This is a genomic window from Latilactobacillus fuchuensis, from assembly GCF_900258455.1.
GTDB lineage: Bacteria > Bacillota > Bacilli > Lactobacillales > Lactobacillaceae > Latilactobacillus > Latilactobacillus fuchuensis.
Genome location: NZ_LT984417.1, coordinates 787913 through 805583, shown reverse-complemented (window position 1 = coordinate 805583; position 17671 = coordinate 787913). Strand labels below are relative to the sequence as shown.

General features: G+C 42.3%; 16 protein-coding genes and 1 tRNA gene. 3 read left to right on the top strand and 14 right to left on the bottom strand.

The window, feature by feature from the left end; all coding sequences use genetic code 11:
- Nucleotides 1-153 precede the first annotated feature (153 nt).
- The 5 genes from LFUMFP_RS03740 to LFUMFP_RS03720 form a co-directional block, all read right to left on the bottom strand.
- Complete coding sequence (locus LFUMFP_RS03740; protein ID WP_025083033.1) at nucleotides 154-762, bottom strand: response regulator transcription factor; 609 nt, start codon at nucleotides 760-762, stop codon at nucleotides 154-156.
- Nucleotides 759-1883, bottom strand: a complete 1125-nt coding sequence (locus LFUMFP_RS03735) for a sensor histidine kinase (RefSeq protein WP_025083032.1) — start codon at nucleotides 1881-1883, stop codon at nucleotides 759-761. Before LFUMFP_RS03735 ends, LFUMFP_RS03740 begins: the two co-directional genes overlap by 4 nt.
- Nucleotides 1883-2626, bottom strand: coding sequence for an ABC transporter permease (locus LFUMFP_RS03730; RefSeq protein WP_025083031.1), 744 nt, complete (start codon nucleotides 2624-2626; stop codon nucleotides 1883-1885). Before LFUMFP_RS03730 ends, LFUMFP_RS03735 begins: the two co-directional genes overlap by 1 nt.
- Nucleotides 2601-3503, bottom strand: coding sequence for an ABC transporter ATP-binding protein (locus tag LFUMFP_RS03725; RefSeq protein ID WP_025083030.1), 903 nt, complete (start codon nucleotides 3501-3503; stop codon nucleotides 2601-2603). The genes LFUMFP_RS03730 and LFUMFP_RS03725 overlap by 26 nt, the downstream gene beginning before the upstream one ends.
- A 190-nt stretch (nucleotides 3504-3693) precedes the next feature.
- The gene (locus LFUMFP_RS03720) at nucleotides 3694-3930 is read right to left on the bottom strand and encodes a hypothetical protein (RefSeq protein WP_025083029.1); all 237 of its coding nucleotides are present in this window, start codon (nucleotides 3928-3930) and stop codon (nucleotides 3694-3696) included.
- Between the two features lie 232 nt (nucleotides 3931-4162).
- Here LFUMFP_RS03720 and LFUMFP_RS03715 point away from each other — a divergent pair, with 232 nt between their 5' ends.
- Nucleotides 4163-5278 carry an NAD(P)-dependent alcohol dehydrogenase gene (locus LFUMFP_RS03715; RefSeq protein WP_025083028.1) on the top strand — a complete coding sequence of 372 codons (1116 nt, stop codon included), beginning with the start codon at nucleotides 4163-4165 and terminating at the stop codon, nucleotides 5276-5278.
- A 304-nt stretch (nucleotides 5279-5582) separates the two neighbouring features.
- On the opposite strand, the gene LFUMFP_RS03710 is transcribed toward LFUMFP_RS03715, so the two are convergent.
- The 7 genes from LFUMFP_RS03710 to LFUMFP_RS03685 all read right to left on the bottom strand — a co-directional run bounded on the left by LFUMFP_RS03710 (nucleotide 5583) and on the right by LFUMFP_RS03685 (nucleotide 14251).
- Nucleotides 5583-8957, bottom strand: a complete 3375-nt coding sequence (locus LFUMFP_RS03710; protein ID WP_158697721.1) for a BspA family leucine-rich repeat surface protein — start codon at nucleotides 8955-8957, stop codon at nucleotides 5583-5585.
- A gap of 94 nt (nucleotides 8958-9051) precedes the next feature.
- Nucleotides 9052-9489 carry a helix-turn-helix domain-containing protein gene (locus tag LFUMFP_RS03705; protein WP_025083026.1) on the bottom strand — a complete coding sequence of 146 codons (438 nt, stop codon included), beginning with the start codon at nucleotides 9487-9489 and terminating at the stop codon, nucleotides 9052-9054.
- A gap of 76 nt (nucleotides 9490-9565) precedes the next feature.
- Nucleotides 9566-10612, bottom strand: a complete 1047-nt coding sequence (locus LFUMFP_RS03700) for a DUF916 domain-containing protein (protein WP_025083025.1) — start codon at nucleotides 10610-10612, stop codon at nucleotides 9566-9568.
- 90 nt (nucleotides 10613-10702) lie between these two features.
- The gene (locus LFUMFP_RS03695; RefSeq protein ID WP_025083024.1) at nucleotides 10703-11554 is read right to left on the bottom strand and encodes a WxL domain-containing protein; all 852 of its coding nucleotides are present in this window, start codon (nucleotides 11552-11554) and stop codon (nucleotides 10703-10705) included.
- 62 nt (nucleotides 11555-11616) lie between these two features.
- Nucleotides 11617-11769, bottom strand: coding sequence for a hypothetical protein (locus tag LFUMFP_RS09810; RefSeq protein ID WP_155833358.1), 153 nt, complete (start codon nucleotides 11767-11769; stop codon nucleotides 11617-11619).
- 2 nt (nucleotides 11770-11771) lie between these two features.
- Complete coding sequence (locus tag LFUMFP_RS03690) at nucleotides 11772-12809, bottom strand: WxLIP family cell surface protein (protein ID WP_056950096.1); 1038 nt, start codon at nucleotides 12807-12809, stop codon at nucleotides 11772-11774.
- A gap of 800 nt (nucleotides 12810-13609) precedes the next feature.
- Entirely contained in the window at nucleotides 13610-14251 is a 642-nt protein-coding gene (locus LFUMFP_RS03685) for an NAD(P)H-binding protein (RefSeq protein WP_025083023.1), read from the bottom strand.
- 244 nt (nucleotides 14252-14495) lie between these two features.
- Here LFUMFP_RS03685 and LFUMFP_RS09805 point away from each other — a divergent pair.
- Nucleotides 14496-14595, top strand: a tRNA-OTHER gene (locus tag LFUMFP_RS09805).
- A 127-nt stretch (nucleotides 14596-14722) separates the two neighbouring features.
- Here the strand turns inward: LFUMFP_RS09805 and LFUMFP_RS03680 are convergent.
- Both LFUMFP_RS03680 and LFUMFP_RS03675 read right to left on the bottom strand, forming a co-directional pair.
- Complete coding sequence (locus LFUMFP_RS03680; protein ID WP_158697720.1) at nucleotides 14723-15730, bottom strand: MucBP domain-containing protein; 1008 nt, start codon at nucleotides 15728-15730, stop codon at nucleotides 14723-14725.
- Nucleotides 15731-15860: 130 nt separating this feature from the next.
- Nucleotides 15861-16808, bottom strand: a complete 948-nt coding sequence (locus LFUMFP_RS03675; RefSeq protein ID WP_025083424.1) for a nucleoside hydrolase — start codon at nucleotides 16806-16808, stop codon at nucleotides 15861-15863.
- 208 nt (nucleotides 16809-17016) lie between these two features.
- Between LFUMFP_RS03675 and LFUMFP_RS03670 the strand changes: the two genes are divergently transcribed.
- A complete protein-coding gene (locus tag LFUMFP_RS03670) occupies nucleotides 17017-17592 on the top strand; it encodes a glycoside hydrolase family 73 protein (RefSeq protein WP_025083423.1) in 576 nt (191 codons plus the stop codon).
- Nucleotides 17593-17671: the final 79 nt, after the last annotated feature.

The window sequence follows — 17671 nt, the reverse complement described above, 5'->3', positions numbered from 1 at the left end:
ACCGCAACTCAACGCACTCATTTTTTTAACGTGCTTCTCAAGTAGCCTTTTCCGGTTAACTACAAAATCAGCGTCATGATTCAAAATACAAATCATAACGCTGATTTTTAGGTTAATCCTCAAAGCCTGACCAACTTGAGTGAGCACTTCGACTTAATTTAACCAGCCATGATGGCGGGCGATTTGGATTGCTTCAATCCGGTTCGTCGCGTCTAATTTGCTGAGAATCGTCGAGACATAATTACGGACGGTGCCGTCACTCAGAAATAGTTTTTGGGCAACCGCTTTGGAGCTGAGCCCGGCTGCAATTGCCGTTAAGACTGCCAATTCGCGTTCGGATAACGGATTTTGAACTTGTTGCGTTAACCCCACCACCAATTCGGGCGCGTAAATGGTTTGGCCAATCATCACGTTATGAATCGCTTGAATGAGCGCATCACTCGGCCCGTCTTTTAACAGATAAGCCGCGACTTCCGCGCCAATCGCCCGTTTAAAATACGCCGGTTGGGCAAACGTCGTTAAGATGATGACTTTCAGGGGTAATTGAGCTGCCTGAATTTTTTCCGCCACGTCTAACCCCGTTAACTGTGGCATCTCAATGTCGAGTAAGACAACATCGGGTTGGCAAACTTGAATTTCCGCCCAAGCCGTTTGACCGTCCGTCGCTGTCCCACAAACTGTCAGATCATCTTCCAAATCCAGAATCCCCGCTAAAGCGGTATTCAACAATTGTTGGTCTTCTGCTAAATAAACCTTAATCATGCTTGTACTCCTTCTGCCGGAATTTCAATGGTCAAACAAGTCCCACTCCGATTGCTCGTTATCATCAGTTCCCCGTTTAAAGTCGCTAACCGTTCCCGCATCCCCGGAATCCCGTTACTTTTAACCTGATCGCTATCCCGCAATCCACGGCCATTATCACTGATTTTCATCTGAAAGCGGGTCGCCAGCTGTTCAAACTGAATGTCACATTCACTAGCCCGACTATAGCGAATCATATTCGTAACCGCTTCGTGAATACATTGCGCCAATACCTGTTGATTAGTTTGGGATAACGACTTCGATAAGACTTCGTTCTTCGTAAATAATAACATCCCCGCCACACGCAAGTTTTGTTCCTGTTGGATCAGTTCTTCAGCAATTGTGACTTGGCGTAAATCTGTCACAATATCGCGGACCATCTGTAAATTATGCCGGGAAGCCTGTTCAATTTCCAATAACTGTTCAGGTACTTTCTCCGGTGCCTTGGTCAACAACCGGCGGGCATATTCAGCCTTTAAAGTAATCATCGAAAAGGATTGACCCAAATTATCGTGTAAATCACGAGCAATTCGTTGCCGTTCATTTTGTTTAATCATCGTTGTCAATCGTTCATTCGTTTGCATTAATTGGCGATTTTTACGGTTAAAATCTTGAATTGAATGGGCCGCAAAAGGCGATAGTGCGCAGAATAGTCCGTAAACAATAATCCCGACCCATTCAAAGCCACCCATCTGTTGACCGTAATAGAAATAAAAATAAACAGTTGGGATTATGATTGAGCCCATGTAAGCCCCGTAAAACCAGCGGAATTGCCGGCGGTGCATCGGAATCGATCCGAAGACCCACGCCACATAGATGTTCAAATACAACGCTTGAATCATCATCGCTAAAATCATACTCGTGATGATTTGGACCCAAATCCAACCAAATCGCCATTTAGTGGAAGCGTAACTATTGCGATAGGCCACCACAAAAATCAGGATGATTAGCATCATCATTTGTTGTTTTAGTGTTCGATACGGATAGGCGTAGCTGATTGGAAAGAATAAAAACAGTAACCAGACATACGGAAAATAACCGAATCGCTCTGGTAGTGCGATATATTTTTTAAAAAAATTCATCAAGCCCGGACTCCTCGTTTATGGTAGCTTAAGTATACTACAAGGCCGCCTAAAACGAGCGTCCAAATCATGGTGACGCCATAACTGCCCCACGCAACGCTCTGACCGGTACCCAAGGCTTGGCCAATTTGATTGATTGGATAGACCGGCAAGTGTTTGCCAACCCATTGCACATTCTTCGGTAACATCGAAATCGGCCACCACAGCCCACTAAGAATCGCTAACGGAAAGCTGATTAGATTAGCCGCTAATTGAATTAAATTGCTATCGTTCAAAAACGAAATACTGAGGCCGATTAAACACAACGGCGCACTCGCCAACCACAGCCAACCCGCAGTCTGTAACCAAACCGTCCAATCAAGGACGATCTGATTGCTAAAGGCGGCCGTTATAAAAATCACCAGCACCGATAAGCCATTAATCAGCATGATATTGATTAATTTAGCGCCATAATAGTAACCGCGACTGGCGGGCGACAGGTCAATCAAATCGAGCACGCCCTCTTTTTGATCGTCCGCTAATAGCGTGGATAACGTAAAGACGTTACTAAGAATTAAACTATAAGTGGTCATGCTCAACATATATTGCACCGCAAAACTAGCCGGCATTTCGCCAGTCATCATCACTTTGGTGAAGAGTAGATAGAAAACAATCGGCATCAATAATGAAAAGATAAAAAAGCGTGGATTTCTTAAATAAGCGCGTTTAAAATCGAGTTTACTTTGAACCATTAATAATTGCATCAGTATCTGCCCCCATGATTTCATTATAGATATCGGTCAACGAACCAGCTTGAACCTGCACTTGATGAATCGTTTGGCCAATCTGTGGACTCAACCGTGCCAAAACGACATCACTATTTGTCACTTGTAAACTAATTCGGTGTGCGTGTTCTTGATAGGCCAGCACTTCTGGCCAGTCTTGCAAGTTGGCCATCGATTGATCGGCTTTGAATTGTATCTGACTACTGCGGTATTGTTGTTGCAACGTTTGAAAATCACCGTCGTATTGGAATTGACCGTCTTTCAAAATTAAAATTCGGGTGGCCACTTTTTCAATTTCCTCTAAATAATGGGAAGTTAAAATAATCGTCTTGCCGGCTTGTTTCAATTGATCGATTTGTTGCCAGAAATGTTGGCGACTCGTCACGTCCATCCCGACCGTGGGTTCATCGAGAAAAATTAAATCTGGATCACCAGCCATCGCTAAAGCAAACGTCATCCGCCGCAACTGACCGCCCGATAGTTGGTTAACCATTTGATTGGCCTGCTCGGTTAAATCCGCCATCTTCAATAAAGTTGCTACTGGTAATGGTTGTTGATAATACTGACCGACCATCGTTAATTCTTCACTGACTTTTAACCGTGCAATCCGACTATCGTCTTGCAACATCGCCCCAATCCGATTAAAATGGCGTTTTTCACTGGGGGCTGCTTGTAAAACGGAAATCTGACCACTTGTCGGTTGCAGCCGTCCTAATATTAAATTAATCAGTGTCGTTTTACCCGCACCATTTGCGCCAACCAATCCGATAATCTCACCGGGTTGCACTTTTAGTGACACCTTTTTTAAAACCACTTTAGATCCGAACTGCATCGTTACCTGTTGCATCTCAATCATCATGATCACCTCGTTTGAATAAGTTTAGTATACGAGGAATCTCGGTTCGTTGGCAGTCGTTTTTGTCATGATTTGCGGGTGACAAATGTCATCTTTGTGGCCAATCACACGGTTGGTAAGCCCCAATTTAACCACAAAAAAATGATTATCCGAATATTTCGCGGATAATCATTTTTTAATCGAACATTAATTAATCGAATTTGATGCCTTCAAGTGCTTTAACCAGTAACGTTAAATCTGATTTCTTCAATAAACTAAACTGACCGGATTCTAATTGATTAAATTCTTCAATTAGTAAATAAGCCGATAAATACCGTTTTAAGCCATCTTTACTAGCTCGCACATCATCTGCTGCGTTTAAATTTGAACCGCTGACAACTGCCAGTGCAAATTCAGTTGGATCAATCTTAATTTTTTTGTCTGCCATCATAATCCCTCATTTCTAAAAATTAATTGCCGCTGGACCACTCCCTTAAATATAGTCCATCTCCCCTCGTTAACAATCATTAATATTAGGTAAATAAATAACAAATATACAGGTGATTTGTCCCATTTTTTAACCTATCCGATTGCCGATAGTGGTTTCTATTGAAACCGATTACAATAAGTGCCATAATAACCTTGTGAAATAAATCTTTAAAATTAGGAAGGTTACGAATATGAAAATTAAAGCAGCAGTTGTTGAAACCCAAGGTGCCCCATTTGTGATTAAAGATAACATTGAATTAGCGCCTCTTCATCCCGATGATGTCCAAGTCCACATGGTCGCTAGTGGGATTTGTCATTCTGATGAAGCCCTTCGCAAAGGCGATGCGGTGATTGCTTATCCAATCGTCTTAGGTCACGAAGGTTCTGGGATTATTGAAAAAGTCGGTTCAAACGTTCAAAATTTAAAAGTCGGCGATCACGTCGTCCTCTCATTCTACGCTTGCGGCATTTGCGACAATTGTTTGAAAGGGATCCCTACCCAATGTTTGAACTACGCTGATAATAATTTATCCGGCGTTCGTCCCGATGGCAGTGCCCACTTTACTGAAGAAGGTCATCAAGTCGCTGATATGTTCGACCAATCTTCCTTCACAACCACGACAGTTGTTCGTGAACGCAATGCCGTTAAAGTCGACGATGATTTAGACTTACGCCAACTCGGGCCTTTAGGCTGCGGTTACGTGACTGGTAGTGGGACCGTCCTCAATACCTTGAAACCAAAACCTGGTGACACGATTGCCGTCTTCGGAACTGGTGCAGTTGGTTTAGCAGCAATGATGGCTGGTAAAATCTCTGGTTGTACCAAAGTCATCGCCGTTGATATCATTGACGATCGCTTAACCTTAGCCAAAGAATTAGGCGCAACTGACGTCATTAACAGTCGCAATACCGATGCCGTTGAAGCGATTCGCGCCTTAACGAACGGCCGGGGCGTTAACTTCTGTGTCGATACGACTGGGATTACGAGTGTCATGGAAGCCTCAATTCAAGCACTTTGCCAAGGTGGGACTTCTGCAACCATCGCAGTCACGCCTAATCACATTGATTTAGACACTTGGAACGACTTATGTGTCAACGATAAAAAAGTCGTCGGCGTGAACATGGGCGATTCAATTCCTCAAATCGACGTGCCTCGTCTAATCGAATTCTACCGTCAAGGTCAATTCGCCTTTGATAAGACTGAAAAATTCTACGCCTTTGAAGACATTAACCAAGCCAATCAAGATTCAAGAGATGGTAAAACGATTAAACCCGTTTTAATCATCGATCCAGACTACACTGTTTAAGCTTTACCTTAAAAAACCATCAACCCTTTGAAAGGATTGATGGTTTTTTTGATGGAGACGTGCTCCTCAGCTAACTTCTTCCGTCTAGCTACAAATACCGAATCACGACTAAAGAACAGTCATAATTCGGTATTTTAGGCTATACTCAGAAGCTAACCGGCTGAGTCACGCTCTTTTTTGAAACGTGCTCGTTCTCACAGCTTCCTGTGCTTAGCTACGTTTCGCAAACAAAGTCCATAAATCGGACTTTATTCACGGAACTAGGCTAATGCTCAGAACTTACCCGGATGAAAAACCACTCTGTCTATGGTGCTACTTCTAGTGACCATGTTAGTTGGGTACGATACTGGCCGACGTAGCGTTTAGTCGTTGCTGGGACTTTTAGGCCGATGCTGTAATCAGCACTGGCTTTTGTACCGAAGCGGTATTGCCAGCTACCTTGACCGACTTGCGTGTACGGATCACCACTCGTGCTGGTATCCGGATTGTCGGTTTGGAATTTACCGCTCTTGGCCATCGTCATTAAGGTCGTGCTTTGACCAGGAGCCATCGTAAAGTCCGCGGTATTAGTCGTGACTGCCCCAGCATCGGTATTAGCCAAGGTTTGCACGTTACCGTTTCTAAACTGCCACTCAGCACCCGTCAATTCGTGTTGCCGATCATCTTTAAACTGATGTTCTTGACTCAATTGCAGTTTCCAATTCTGAACACCGAAGTCATCAGTAACCGTCACTGCTTGTGGTGTCCCTTGATTATTTTCCAAATAGTAAGTTTGTTCTTTTTGTTTCGTATCGTAGTTACCGAAACGCCAACTATTCGGCGCATTAATCGTCAACATCGCTTTCTTGTAGCCATAGGTAATCACGCGATCCTGTTCACCAAAAATCGGATCATCTTGATAGGCCCCGTTCCAATTCGCAGTCGTTAAATCCGCATCTTCGGTCACCGAATAAATCGTATAACCGTCGATGACTTTGGGCGCGACTTTTTGACCCGGTAAGATACTGGACAACGGCTTGCCAGTCAGTCCTTTATCTGAAACGGGCGTGGCAATCTGCGTCGGTGCACTTGTTGGTTGACTGAGGTCCTCGTCCAAATCGACATACCGAATCGTCAATTGATGTTCAGTTTTAACAACCGTCATATCAACCGTATTAGACGTCACTGCTTTAGTGACATTATCCGCACTGATTGTCGCACTATTGTGTAAAATAGTGCCCGCAGTCACCAGTGGATTAACGAGCGCGGAAAAAGTGACCGTGACCGTTTCATAATTTTCCAATGATTTCGATAACGTTAAAACGCCAGTCTTCACAAATTGTGCTTCGGCGGCTGCGCTAATCGTTTCACTTGAACCATCTTGATAAGTCACCACTAATGAATTCGGTTTGTACGTCAATTCATCATTTTTCAACGGATCACTGACTGTTATCTGATTACTAGTCGCCCCGGTTGTATTTTGATAATCCAACTGAAAGCCAACTTGATCATTCGGGCTAACGTCTTGTTTAGCGGCCCAATCAGTTTTGGTCGTTTCATTTTTGACCGATTTCGTCAAAACTAACGGTTTTTTAACGTGAATAATCGCTGGTTTAGAAGTGGTCCCCGCACCGTAATTTCCTGAGACTAGTTTAAAGAGGTTATCAATCTGCGGGATACTATCGTCCTTAATCGTTGTCTGGATTAATACCCGCGCCTTTTGATCAACCGCCATCGTCTGGCCAATCTTAAATTGACCGTTTGCATCCAGTGTAACGGCTTGATAATCCTTAAAGTCACTGCCTGCATTAGCATAACCAATTTGAACCGGGGACTTCTGACCCGTCACAGTATTCGTATCTAATTGTAAATGCGAATCCAAGACGTCTTGAAGCACCGCGCCGACTTGCAACATTTGTCCCGCGGGTTGGCTGATATCGACTTGATATTGCAACACGTCACCTTTGGCAGCGGTCGTCTCCGTTTTAAAGGGCGCATTGACACCATCAACCGTCACATTGCGGACTAACTTAGTCATCGTCGGTGGCAATGCCTTGGCCCAATAATAATCGCCAATCGGTAACTTAACCCCATCATACTGCGTCATCATAACGGCGGAAGAATAGGTATTCCCGATTTGATTACCCGCAGCATCGTGTTGTTGCCAAACCCCATAATAGGGGGCAGTCGTACTGGGTTCAGGGAGATTAGGCGAACCACTCGTTTGAACGAATCTGAACTTCGACCCTAATTTAAGGTGTTGAAGCACATAACAGTAATGAAACATATCTTTCATAGTGGTGACTTTACTCGTATCCCAATTGGCTAGATTAGCACTAATCATTTTCCCAGTATGCCCCTCATTGTTACCATTGTTACCATTGTTACCATCAAACATGTAGCTCATGTCGGTGACTTTACTCGTATCCCAATCAGGTGCTTCAAGTTCTGGTAAGCCCGATTCTGAAAACATATACATCATATTGGTCACATTACCTGTATTCCACTTAGTAACGTCCATTTTTTTGAGATCCGTGGTCCACATGAACATCCCATTCATATCAGCTACTTTTGAAACATCCCAGTCAGCAACCGCCAACTCGGTGACCGCCCAAACTGACATGAACATTCCTGGCATCTTGGTCACATTATGGGTATCCCAATGTGACACATCTAACACTTTTGTGGAAGTAACACGACTAAAAGTCCCCGTCATATCAGTAACCTGACTGGTATCCCACCGTGAAACATCCAATACGATTGATCGGCCATCTAGCCACAGGTCACCTCCGACGCTGTCAAAGGTCTGGCTTAAATTCTTGACTCGTCCAACGTTCCAGTTAGAAACATCCAGTTTAGTCAGAACCGTACAACCTGAGAAGGTTGACTCCATTGTCGTGACTTGGCTAACATTCCAATTAGTAGTGTTCAAGGTGTTTAGAACATAACAATCACCAAAAAAATTAGACATATCTTTTAATTGACTTAAATTCCAATTAGCCGTATCTCCGACAGTTTCAAGTACGTAACAACCCAAAAACATATCTTTAACACTTGTAACCTTTGAAAAATCAAGGTTGGTCGCATCAACAGATTTTAGCTTCTGATCTTCGAAAAATAACGAGGTTAAGTTAGTAGCGCCTTTCAAGTTGCTTAACCCTTGGATGCTCTCTAGACTCGTGAGATACGAAAATAGGTTCGACATGTCTTTCCCGTTAACGACCCCATCAATACTAACTTTCTTAATCTGACCAATTAGTGCTGGTTTATTCCAGGGGGCAGATTGGCCAATCGTATTGGGCAACGTTCCTTTTGATAAATGGAGCGTCCCTGTAGTATCGATATACCAGACGACCGTCCCAATCGTTGTCGTGGCCTTAGCTTGTCTGGCTACTGGGACCGGTGCCACTTTTTTAGGCGCTATCGAACTCGTAGTCAACGGTTGTCTGGCCATTTCCGTAGTCGCTTCAACCGGTTGCTGACTGGTTAGGTGACTCGATGTCCCCTGTTGTAGAACACTACTGGATTCTTCGGTAGGCGTCGAATTTGAAATGGCTTCCTTAGCAAGATTAATGGCAGATTGGCTCACCGTATTATCGACTGCTGTCACACTTGCCGGTCGATTAATCGTCATCATAACGGTCAAGACCATTGGCAAGACAATCATTATCACCATTCCAATTTTTAATAACTTTTTCAAAGAAGCCACCCCATTCATATTCACTAATCATTACTCATTACGATCACTTTTCAATCAAACTCAAATACGCGATTTCATCATTTAACTCCTATATCTAATGCCCCACAGCGAGTGGCTTGGTTTGTTGAATAAATTGATCGAATAGTTGCTGATAATCCTCACCGTCTGGCAATTCAGTGGACAGCCACTGACGGTAAGCCGCATTCAACGTTATCAATGCCTGCTGGCCCGCAACCGTTGCCTGAATAATCACTTTGCGTTGATCCGCATCGGTTTGATTGCGTTTCTTAATGACTTTGCCAGTCCCAAAAAGACTGTTTAATTTACGCGACATTGCCGGTCGTGAGACCCCAAACGTATCCGCCAACAAGGTTGGTTCATCGCAATGTTCTTCAATAATTTGTTTTAAAATCAAATATTGGCCAAAACTCATGGCTTGTTCTCTCGCAATAGCATCCAAATTCATTTCTAATTTGTTAATCATTGCGTAGCCGTCTAAATAACGCTGATACTGATTGTTTTTTTTCCCCATTTTTTATCATCTCTCTGACTAGTTGCTTCAACATTGCTTTCTCCCGAATCATTGCTAAAACGACTGTTAATCACTGTTAAATTTGATGGTGCTTGTGTTTCCGATAAATCAGCCATCCGCCGATTAAACCAACCAGCAAAACAGCGCTAACGATAAGCACGTTCCGATTCTTCAGGTAAGCATAGTTGTACCGATTAATATAGTGCGCTTGGCCCTTGGTAATCTGGACGTATTTATGCAGCGTTTTGGTATTACCCGAACTCTTAACGGTCAACGTCAGTCGATAAGCCCCTGATACTAACCGTTTGCCGCCTAATGGCACATCGGCATAAAAACTAGAGCTAGGTGCGATCTTACGATTCGTCCATTGTTGTTGGTATTGAATCAACGACCATTTTTGATTTTGTAAGTTGACCTTAATGGCCGCTTTTTTGAGATAGACCGGATCAGGATTCGCAATTTTGACACTAATTGCGGCCCGATGTTGTTTTACAAAGCGCGTTTTAATGCCTGGTGATTGAATCTGTTGATAAGCCTTTTTAGCCAATTTTTGACCGTTTAGAATCAAGCCAATCGCGTAAACATAGTGGTTTTGAACCGCCGTTTGTTTCGCGATTTGATTCGCACTGAGATTAATCGCAGTCGCTTTTTGACCTTTGAACCCGTTCTTCGGCGCTTGAACGGTGACCGTCACCCACTGAGTGGCATTCGCCGGTAGCGTGGTTTTAGCCGGCACTTGCACCAATTGACTGCCCGGTTGCGGTAACAACTGGCGATCAATTGATTTTGTTCCTAGATAATCAACGACCCCGTTATCCAAAGTCGTCGCATCCTCGACTTGACCGTAAATCGTCAACGCTTGACTGGTTGGATTAAACACTTTCAAACGCACGGTCCGTTTTTGACCTTTTTTAAGCTTTAAATTAAAGTACCCGAGATGTTCTCCCCCAAGATTATCTTTCGGTAACTCTGGCATTAACATGAAAGTCGCCTTCGATTCAGCTGGCACCTCCACCGATTGTTTTTTGGCTTTGGCGGAGACCGAACCCGTCATCACTAACAAGATGCCCAAGCCAATGATTAGTTGACCGCTTAATTTTAAGAGTCGCTGTTGTTTCAGCACGTTTTCAATCCCCCCGCCACCTATGTATAACGCCAACCAGTCCCTAAACTGATTGGCGTCAGAAAGTCATTAATACTACATGTTTTTAAATTAGATAGTTGAATTCAAAGTCCAAGTTAAACCAGCGTGGTATTCACCAGTAGTAACATCTTGTGAACCGTTTAATGCTAAACTAATATCACTTGGTTTCCAGCCGAAGACGTTAGCGCCATCGCCCGCATTTTCAACGGCACTACCAACGGGTTTTTCTTCCTTGGCAGTACTTAGGTCTAAGCTAACTGATTTAACAAATGTTGCATCAGTTGTGCCAGCAGCTACATATTTATCGTTATCTTGATCTTGGTTGGTTAAACCGTAGATATCAGCTGTCCGACCATATTGCGTATTAGCGAATACCAAATTTGCGCCAGCAACAGTATGACTACCCGCCACTAAACCAGTCCCATCAGATGAAACAGTTAATGCCCATTTACCAGATTTACCAGGAACTGGCGTAGTTGGATCAGTATTATCTACTAATTCAGGATTAGCGACTTGTTTATCAACAACGGTTGCCCAAGCAGTGCCATTAACAGTCGCTAATTTTTTATCACTTGTTGTTAATGTTTCAGTTTTGTTGCTGTCTTGTTGGTCGTATGAAGCATGTGTATCGTTGCCAATCACACCTAAGTTAGCGCCTGCAGCGTTAAAGTTTGAATGTTTAGCATCATACTTAGCATGGTTACCAAAATCTAAGGTATGCGGAACCATTTGTAATCTTAAATAGCCAGTATTACCATTGTCGTCGTTATCCCCGAATGAGATTGCGGCATCCGTTGTATCAGTCATTGGTAATGGTGTACCACCATTGTCCGTTGTTGCTGCGAATGATGCGGTTGGTGCCAAGATTGATAATAGTGTTGCCCCTGCCAATACGGTGCTTGTTACTTTTGTGAATTTCATTTGAAATTCCTCCCTTTGAACTATTTTTTTGCTTCGCTGCCCACCCAACCCCCTGAACTGTGTTACATGGTGATAATCGTAATTCTTTGTAAGTCAAGATACGTTTTAATCGCTAAGAATAAGGCAATCGCAAACCAAATAGTTAACGTCCCTGATAAAACAAACGTGACCAACCGTAATCTTTTAGCGCCCCACCGGTCTAATAATCGTTGCATGCTTATTGCCCCCTCGTTAATCTAAGTGCTCTAAAGATCAATCCGAATGAAACTAACATCAATACCCCACTGGCCGTCGCGACATACGCCCATTTGTTGGCTGGTTTCTGAATCGATTCTTTATTAATTTTATTCGCTTGTTGGCTGTTCACCGTAATCGTCTTCTTAAAATGCCAAGTCATTGGTAATAGGTTCCAGTAGCTCTTACCATTAACTGCCACATCGACGGTATATTTGCCCGGTTTCATCTGATCATAACCCCAAGAAATCGGCACGGTAAACTCTGAATTAGGCGCGACATCAACATTCGTCGTTTGATAAACCCGTTTGCTTTTAAACAACCCTTGGCGATAAATCACGGCTTTGACTTGGGCATTCTTAATCGCCATCGCCTTCACGTTGTTGAGTTGAATCCCCAATGCTGGATGACCATTTTTAACGATTGGTTCAACTGTTTGGTATTTCAATTCTGGATAAACCTTATAATTCTGACCGCGTAACATGACACCAATGTTATAAGCGTAATTCCCCGAAATACTCGAATTTTTACCGCTATCCTTTTTGCCGTATTCGATGAAATGCCACGCCCCATAAATCATCCCGTTGGTTTGACCTTCTGGCATTTTAACGGTCGCACTAACGATTTTTTCAGCGTTTGGTTCGATTGTGATTGTTTGATCCGCTTTTTTAATTGCGGCGACGTCCATCAAAGTCTGTTGGGTCTCCCGGATAATACCGACTTCAGTTGGCCGGTAGATAATCCCGCCGCCGATTTGAGTGATTGCGTTATTGAGTGACGACTGGACCTTAATCGTTTTATTACCAAAGTTCCGTAATTTAACTTGAATCGTTTCTTTCTGGCCTTCATCCAAACCTAAATCAAAGAAGTGATTCTCTCGATTGACTTGACTGTTGGCTGGCACCATCTGAACTTCAAAATCCATCTGGGCCTCTTTCGCAAAAGCTGTTTGCACGTTTGCGAATAACATTAAGCCAAACAACCCAATCATCAAACCCCAGGTACTCTTTTTAATCTGCATATTAATCCCTCAATCTTATTTCTGATTTAAATCAACAATTCCGTTAAATCCATATTTAACTATGTACATCATTTCACATTAAATCACTGTCTATTAAACGGCGCACAACTAATAAGGCCTGTAGATACCCCTTAATTTTATTAAAGAAGTACCCCTATTAACTGGTTAATAGTTGCATTGCTCAATAGTTTCATAACTCAAGAGTTATGAACGTATAATTAAAATATTAATTAAGTTAATTTAACATTATCATAAATGTTATTGTACAGGGATTATTAATAGGTTGAATTAATTAGGTTAATGGTGTAATCTATAATTAATTGATAGCGTCACAACTCTTAAGTTACAAGCCGAACAATCAAATGATGTATATCACATTAACTATTTTTTCTGTTTTCAAAGATTTATCTATTTTTTGTTTCTGTTGCACCGATACATTCAAAAAGGGACGTCATTTCAAATAAAATGACGTCCCTTTTGAATATATATACTATAAAAATACGATTGAATCATTAACGCTAAATATTTTTAGATTGTGCTCGAGTCAACAATCTGTCTTGAAACGTGTTCCTCAAGTAGCCTCTTCCGGTTAACTACGATATTACAATCATGGTTAAAAACCAACCATAATCATTATGCCTAGGTTAATCCTCAAAGCCTAATCAGTTCGATTCGCACTATAAACGCGTTTCTCGAGCAATCTTCTCCGCCTAACTACAAAATAATCATCATGGTAAAACCACCATAATGATTATTTTTAGGTTATGCTCGAAGATTAACCGCTCAAGTCAACGCTCTGTTTAATACCATTTCGGTTTGTCGCCTTCTGTATTGGGTTTGTTGACGCCTAGTGAATCGCGGTTGGCTTCCGTTGGGTTTTGAATCAGGTGAGTCACTAAGGCGGCAATACTCTTGCGTGACACTTCGGTTCCTTTAAATTGATCGTGACGATGCGTGATTTCGTAATCAATTTCATCATGGTTGTCTAACCAAGCTGGGCGAATAATCGTGTAGTCTAAATCAGATTCTTCGATGACTTTAGCCGCGGCAGCATAGGTTGGCAAATAGCCGTTATCCAACATTTGATGATTCCATTGACCATAACGGCCTGGTACTTCGTCATAAATACCGAGTGTCGAGATCCAAATCAACCGTTTAACCCCAGCTGATTGCATCGCGGTCACCACACTCTGGGCCTGTTGTTCAATGTTGCTCCCAGCCAAATTGGCGTAGACGACTTCGACACCGGTCATCGCGGCTACCAAAGCAGCTTGATTAGTCGTGTTGCCTTCAATGATTTGTTCACGCTGGACATCGCGGATTGAAAGACGATTGGCCTTGCGTAAAAATAGCTTCAATTGGCTATCGGTCTGTGTCAATAATTGTTCGCGTGCGAGTTGCGCAATCTGACCGTGTGCCCCTAAAATTAATACAGTTGTCATGATTAAGTCCCCTTTGATTAATGAATAACTAAAGTGTAAACGTCTTACTTTTAATAAGCAAACAAAGACACTCGTTGTCCATAAAACATTTTTTGACCCTTAATTCTTAGCAGATTTTCAATAGTTTGTTCATATTTAATTCATAACTTGTTGTTATTCTTTAGACATCAGATAAATTCCCCCAAGAAATCATCTGAGCGATTAAGTCGAGTCCTTCCCTAGAGAACTTGACTAGTACCACCAATGAGTTATCGTCCAACAGGTAGGACAGACCTCCCTCATTTGAAATTCCTCCCAAGAAAATTCAATGCTGGTCGATGCGGGTTCAACCCCCGCTAACTCGATTTGCTGCTACCCCCAGCAAGCACCTACTCTTTTTTCAAACACACACTCGACCCGCTGAAAAGCGGGCCTTTTTTGTGCAAATTAAAAAAGCACCTCAATAAAAGATGCTTTTCCGATTAGTTCAATTTAAAAACGTTTAACAATAAAACCTAACAATCCAAACATCGAGACCGTTAACCCAATACCAACCAACTTGTCATTAGAAGTCAGACCAGTTTGTGGCAACTTAGCTGTTTTAGTAGGTACTTGCTTATCAGATGTCAATTTAGCGTCCGACGTTGCCGTCTTCACAATCTGATTGTTGTTAGGGGTTACTGTCGTCACTTGTTTAGCAATTTTCTGATAAACAAACTGAATTGTTTGCTGACCATTCCGATATTGACCATTGATTACTTTTTGTCCAGTCACTTGATAACCATTAATTTGTTTTGCCGTTACTGCGTACGCCGATCCTACTTCACCAGAAGTGATTGTCGATTCAATAATTGCTTGTCCATTTTGATCAACATATTGCGTCGTCAATGACCCTTGATCCACTGTTTTCCGATAAACCAATGTTAAAATATTGTAATAATTCTGATAGATACCATTTAATTCGTTTTGTTCATCTAATAAGGTGTACCCTGCTATTTGATCTGGAACAACACTATATTTTTCATTCAGCTGACCCACTTGAACACGATTAGCCTTTAATTGGTGACCAGATTCATCTACAAATTGAATCACAACATTGCGTTGACTATCAGCCGTTTTCTTTTGATAGACAAATGTAAATTCTTGAAGTTGTTGTTTCATTGATCCTGCAGGGATATTACCACTATAATGACTGTACATATAGCCCTCGATATCGATTGGCTGCATTGTAAAAGGATAACCAATACGATCTGAATAGGTCTTAGCTGGCGCAATCACTTGTCCGCTCTCATCAACATAATGGACAATCACTTGCCCCGTCTTTTCATTTATCACACTAGATTCTTTCGATGTTTGTTGACTTTCTAAGTCCACCTTTTGGGAGATGCTTGCCGTTGATGTGCTAGCTTGTGCATCCGCTGCCAAAACCGTTTGCGTATTAATCCCGATTAATAGCGTACCAACCACCAACGCCAACAATCCTAACCCATTTTTACTCATCAAAAAAACCTCCCAAATATAATGTAATCGTTTCAACAAATACATTGTAATATGTTTGTAACATAAATGCAATGTAATTGTAAAATAAAAAAGACTAACTTTATTTTAGCTAGTCTTTTCTATTTTATATTTATAATAATTGGCCAATTCTCGTTTTAAATTCATTTAAGAAGCGTGGCGTATCGACTTGAACACACACTTGCGTCCGCGTCGTCGAATCTTCCAAGCGAAGATTATCCCCAATCGTTCGACCACGGGAAGGTCCGGTTGTCTCAGTCGTTAAGTTTAAGGGGAAAGTCGTGACTAGACTTGGGTCGATTGCCACGGCGACCGCTAACGGATCATGGAGTGCACAACCGTGGAGGTGTGGTGACGTGACTTCGTAAGCCTTGATGTAATAATCGACCATATCCGCATATTTAATCGCGGCTTCAGTCCCAATCGCCCGCCATTCAGCCGTATCGGCTTTCGTGAATAACGTCCGTAAAGTGACATCTAGGCCGACCATCGTGACGGGAAGCCCACTCTTGAATAATAAATCAGCGGCTTCTGGATCTTGATTAATATTGGCTTCGGCAAATGGTGACACGTTGCCGGCCACCGTTAATGCGCCACCCATAATCACGATTTGACCAACTTTTTGTAACGTTGGTAAATCTTTTTGAATCGCTAACGCCAAGTTGGTCATTGGACCAGTCGCGACAATCGTTAAATCAGAACCGTATTGTTGACAAGCTGTTAATAAAAAATCAACGGCTGATTCAGTTTCACCGGTGGGAACTGCTTGTTGGAGATGAATATCGCCAACCCCATCTTGGCCGTGAATCTCGGCGCTAATCGGTAAAACTGAAAAATCGCTTTGATTCAATGCGTGGCCGGCACCTTGGTAAACTGGGACTGCTGGATGCTGTAATAAATTCAATATTTGTTGACTATTGACCACACTTCTTTCAGTTAACACGTTACCGTATTCGGAAGTGATGCCGATTAATTCAATTTCGGGTGAACCAAGTGCGTACGCAATGGCGAGCGCATCGTCAATCCCCGTATCTAAATCTAAAATCATCTTATGTTGCATTCCAAAAGCCTCCCTTAGTTCAAACGATTCGTAATACCCTTTCAGTTTACCGCATAAAAGCCCTTTCGTAAATTTTAATCAAAGCACTAATCCTTAATTTTTACTGATATTGATTAAGAAGTCCTTTATTTAATTTACGAATAGCCGCTAAATGGTTATTTTCTGGTATATTGAAACTTGCTTATTAATTCAACTAAGGAGTTTCTCAATGACCATTAAACAACACCATTACGTCCTATTAGTCCCAATTATCGCTTGCCTATTACTGACCGGCTGCTTCAAAAAAACGGCCACACCAACTAAGCGCACCTGGGAAACCCCGACGGAAGAAACGCAACGTCAAGACCGCTTTATTCAAAAAATCGGGACGTCTGCCAAAACCGTTTATCAAACGCAACAACAAGTTTTGCCCAGTATCGTGATTGCGCAAGCGATCATTGAATCGGATTGGGGTCGTAGTGATTTAGCAGTGAAAGCCCACAACCTATTCGGGGTCAAAGGCGATTACCAAGGTCAAAAAATTCTAATGACGACTGATGAATATGAAAATGAAGAACGCGTGACGATTAAAGACTATTTTAAAAGCTACCCAAGTCTACAAATTGCCATCGAAGATCACAGCCAATTTCTCAGCGTCGGCAGTTATTCAACACTCAAACAACAAACCGATTATCAAACTCAGGCGCAAACCCTCCAACAAGCGGGTTACGCGACTGATCCTGATTATGCGGCTAAATTAGTTCGCACGATTCAGATTTATAAATTGGCGAAGTACGATAGCTAATAACAAAAAAAGCTGTGACAGAACTCGGTTATCAATTGAGTATCAATTTGAAAAGGCTGGTTATCCCGAACTAAGGATA

What these genes read in the sequence shown, in the direction of transcription:
- LFUMFP_RS03740 (WP_025083033.1), bottom strand. Translation starts at nt 762, where the DNA reads ATGATTAAGGTTTATTTAGCAGAAGACCAACAATTGTTGAATACCGCT.
- LFUMFP_RS03735 (WP_025083032.1), bottom strand. Translation starts at nt 1,883, where the DNA reads ATGAATTTTTTTAAAAAATATATCGCACTACCAGAGCGATTCGGTTAT.
- LFUMFP_RS03730 (WP_025083031.1), bottom strand. Translation starts at nt 2,626, where the DNA reads ATGCAATTATTAATGGTTCAAAGTAAACTCGATTTTAAACGCGCTTAT.
- LFUMFP_RS03725 (WP_025083030.1), bottom strand. Translation starts at nt 3,503, where the DNA reads ATGATTGAGATGCAACAGGTAACGATGCAGTTCGGATCTAAAGTGGTT.
- LFUMFP_RS03720 (WP_025083029.1), bottom strand. Translation starts at nt 3,930, where the DNA reads ATGGCAGACAAAAAAATTAAGATTGATCCAACTGAATTTGCACTGGCA.
- LFUMFP_RS03715 (WP_025083028.1), top strand. Translation starts at nt 4,163, where the DNA reads ATGAAAATTAAAGCAGCAGTTGTTGAAACCCAAGGTGCCCCATTTGTG.
- LFUMFP_RS03705 (WP_025083026.1), bottom strand. Translation starts at nt 9,489, where the DNA reads ATGGGGAAAAAAAACAATCAGTATCAGCGTTATTTAGACGGCTACGCA.
- LFUMFP_RS03695 (WP_025083024.1), bottom strand. Translation starts at nt 11,554, where the DNA reads ATGAAATTCACAAAAGTAACAAGCACCGTATTGGCAGGGGCAACACTA.
- LFUMFP_RS09810 (WP_155833358.1), bottom strand. Translation starts at nt 11,769, where the DNA reads ATGCAACGATTATTAGACCGGTGGGGCGCTAAAAGATTACGGTTGGTC.
- LFUMFP_RS03690 (WP_056950096.1), bottom strand. Translation starts at nt 12,809, where the DNA reads ATGCAGATTAAAAAGAGTACCTGGGGTTTGATGATTGGGTTGTTTGGC.
- LFUMFP_RS03685 (WP_025083023.1), bottom strand. Translation starts at nt 14,251, where the DNA reads ATGACAACTGTATTAATTTTAGGGGCACACGGTCAGATTGCGCAACTC.
- LFUMFP_RS03680 (WP_158697720.1), bottom strand. Translation starts at nt 15,730, where the DNA reads ATGAGTAAAAATGGGTTAGGATTGTTGGCGTTGGTGGTTGGTACGCTA.
- LFUMFP_RS03675 (WP_025083424.1), bottom strand. Translation starts at nt 16,808, where the DNA reads ATGCAACATAAGATGATTTTAGATTTAGATACGGGGATTGACGATGCG.
- LFUMFP_RS03670 (WP_025083423.1), top strand. Translation starts at nt 17,017, where the DNA reads ATGACCATTAAACAACACCATTACGTCCTATTAGTCCCAATTATCGCT.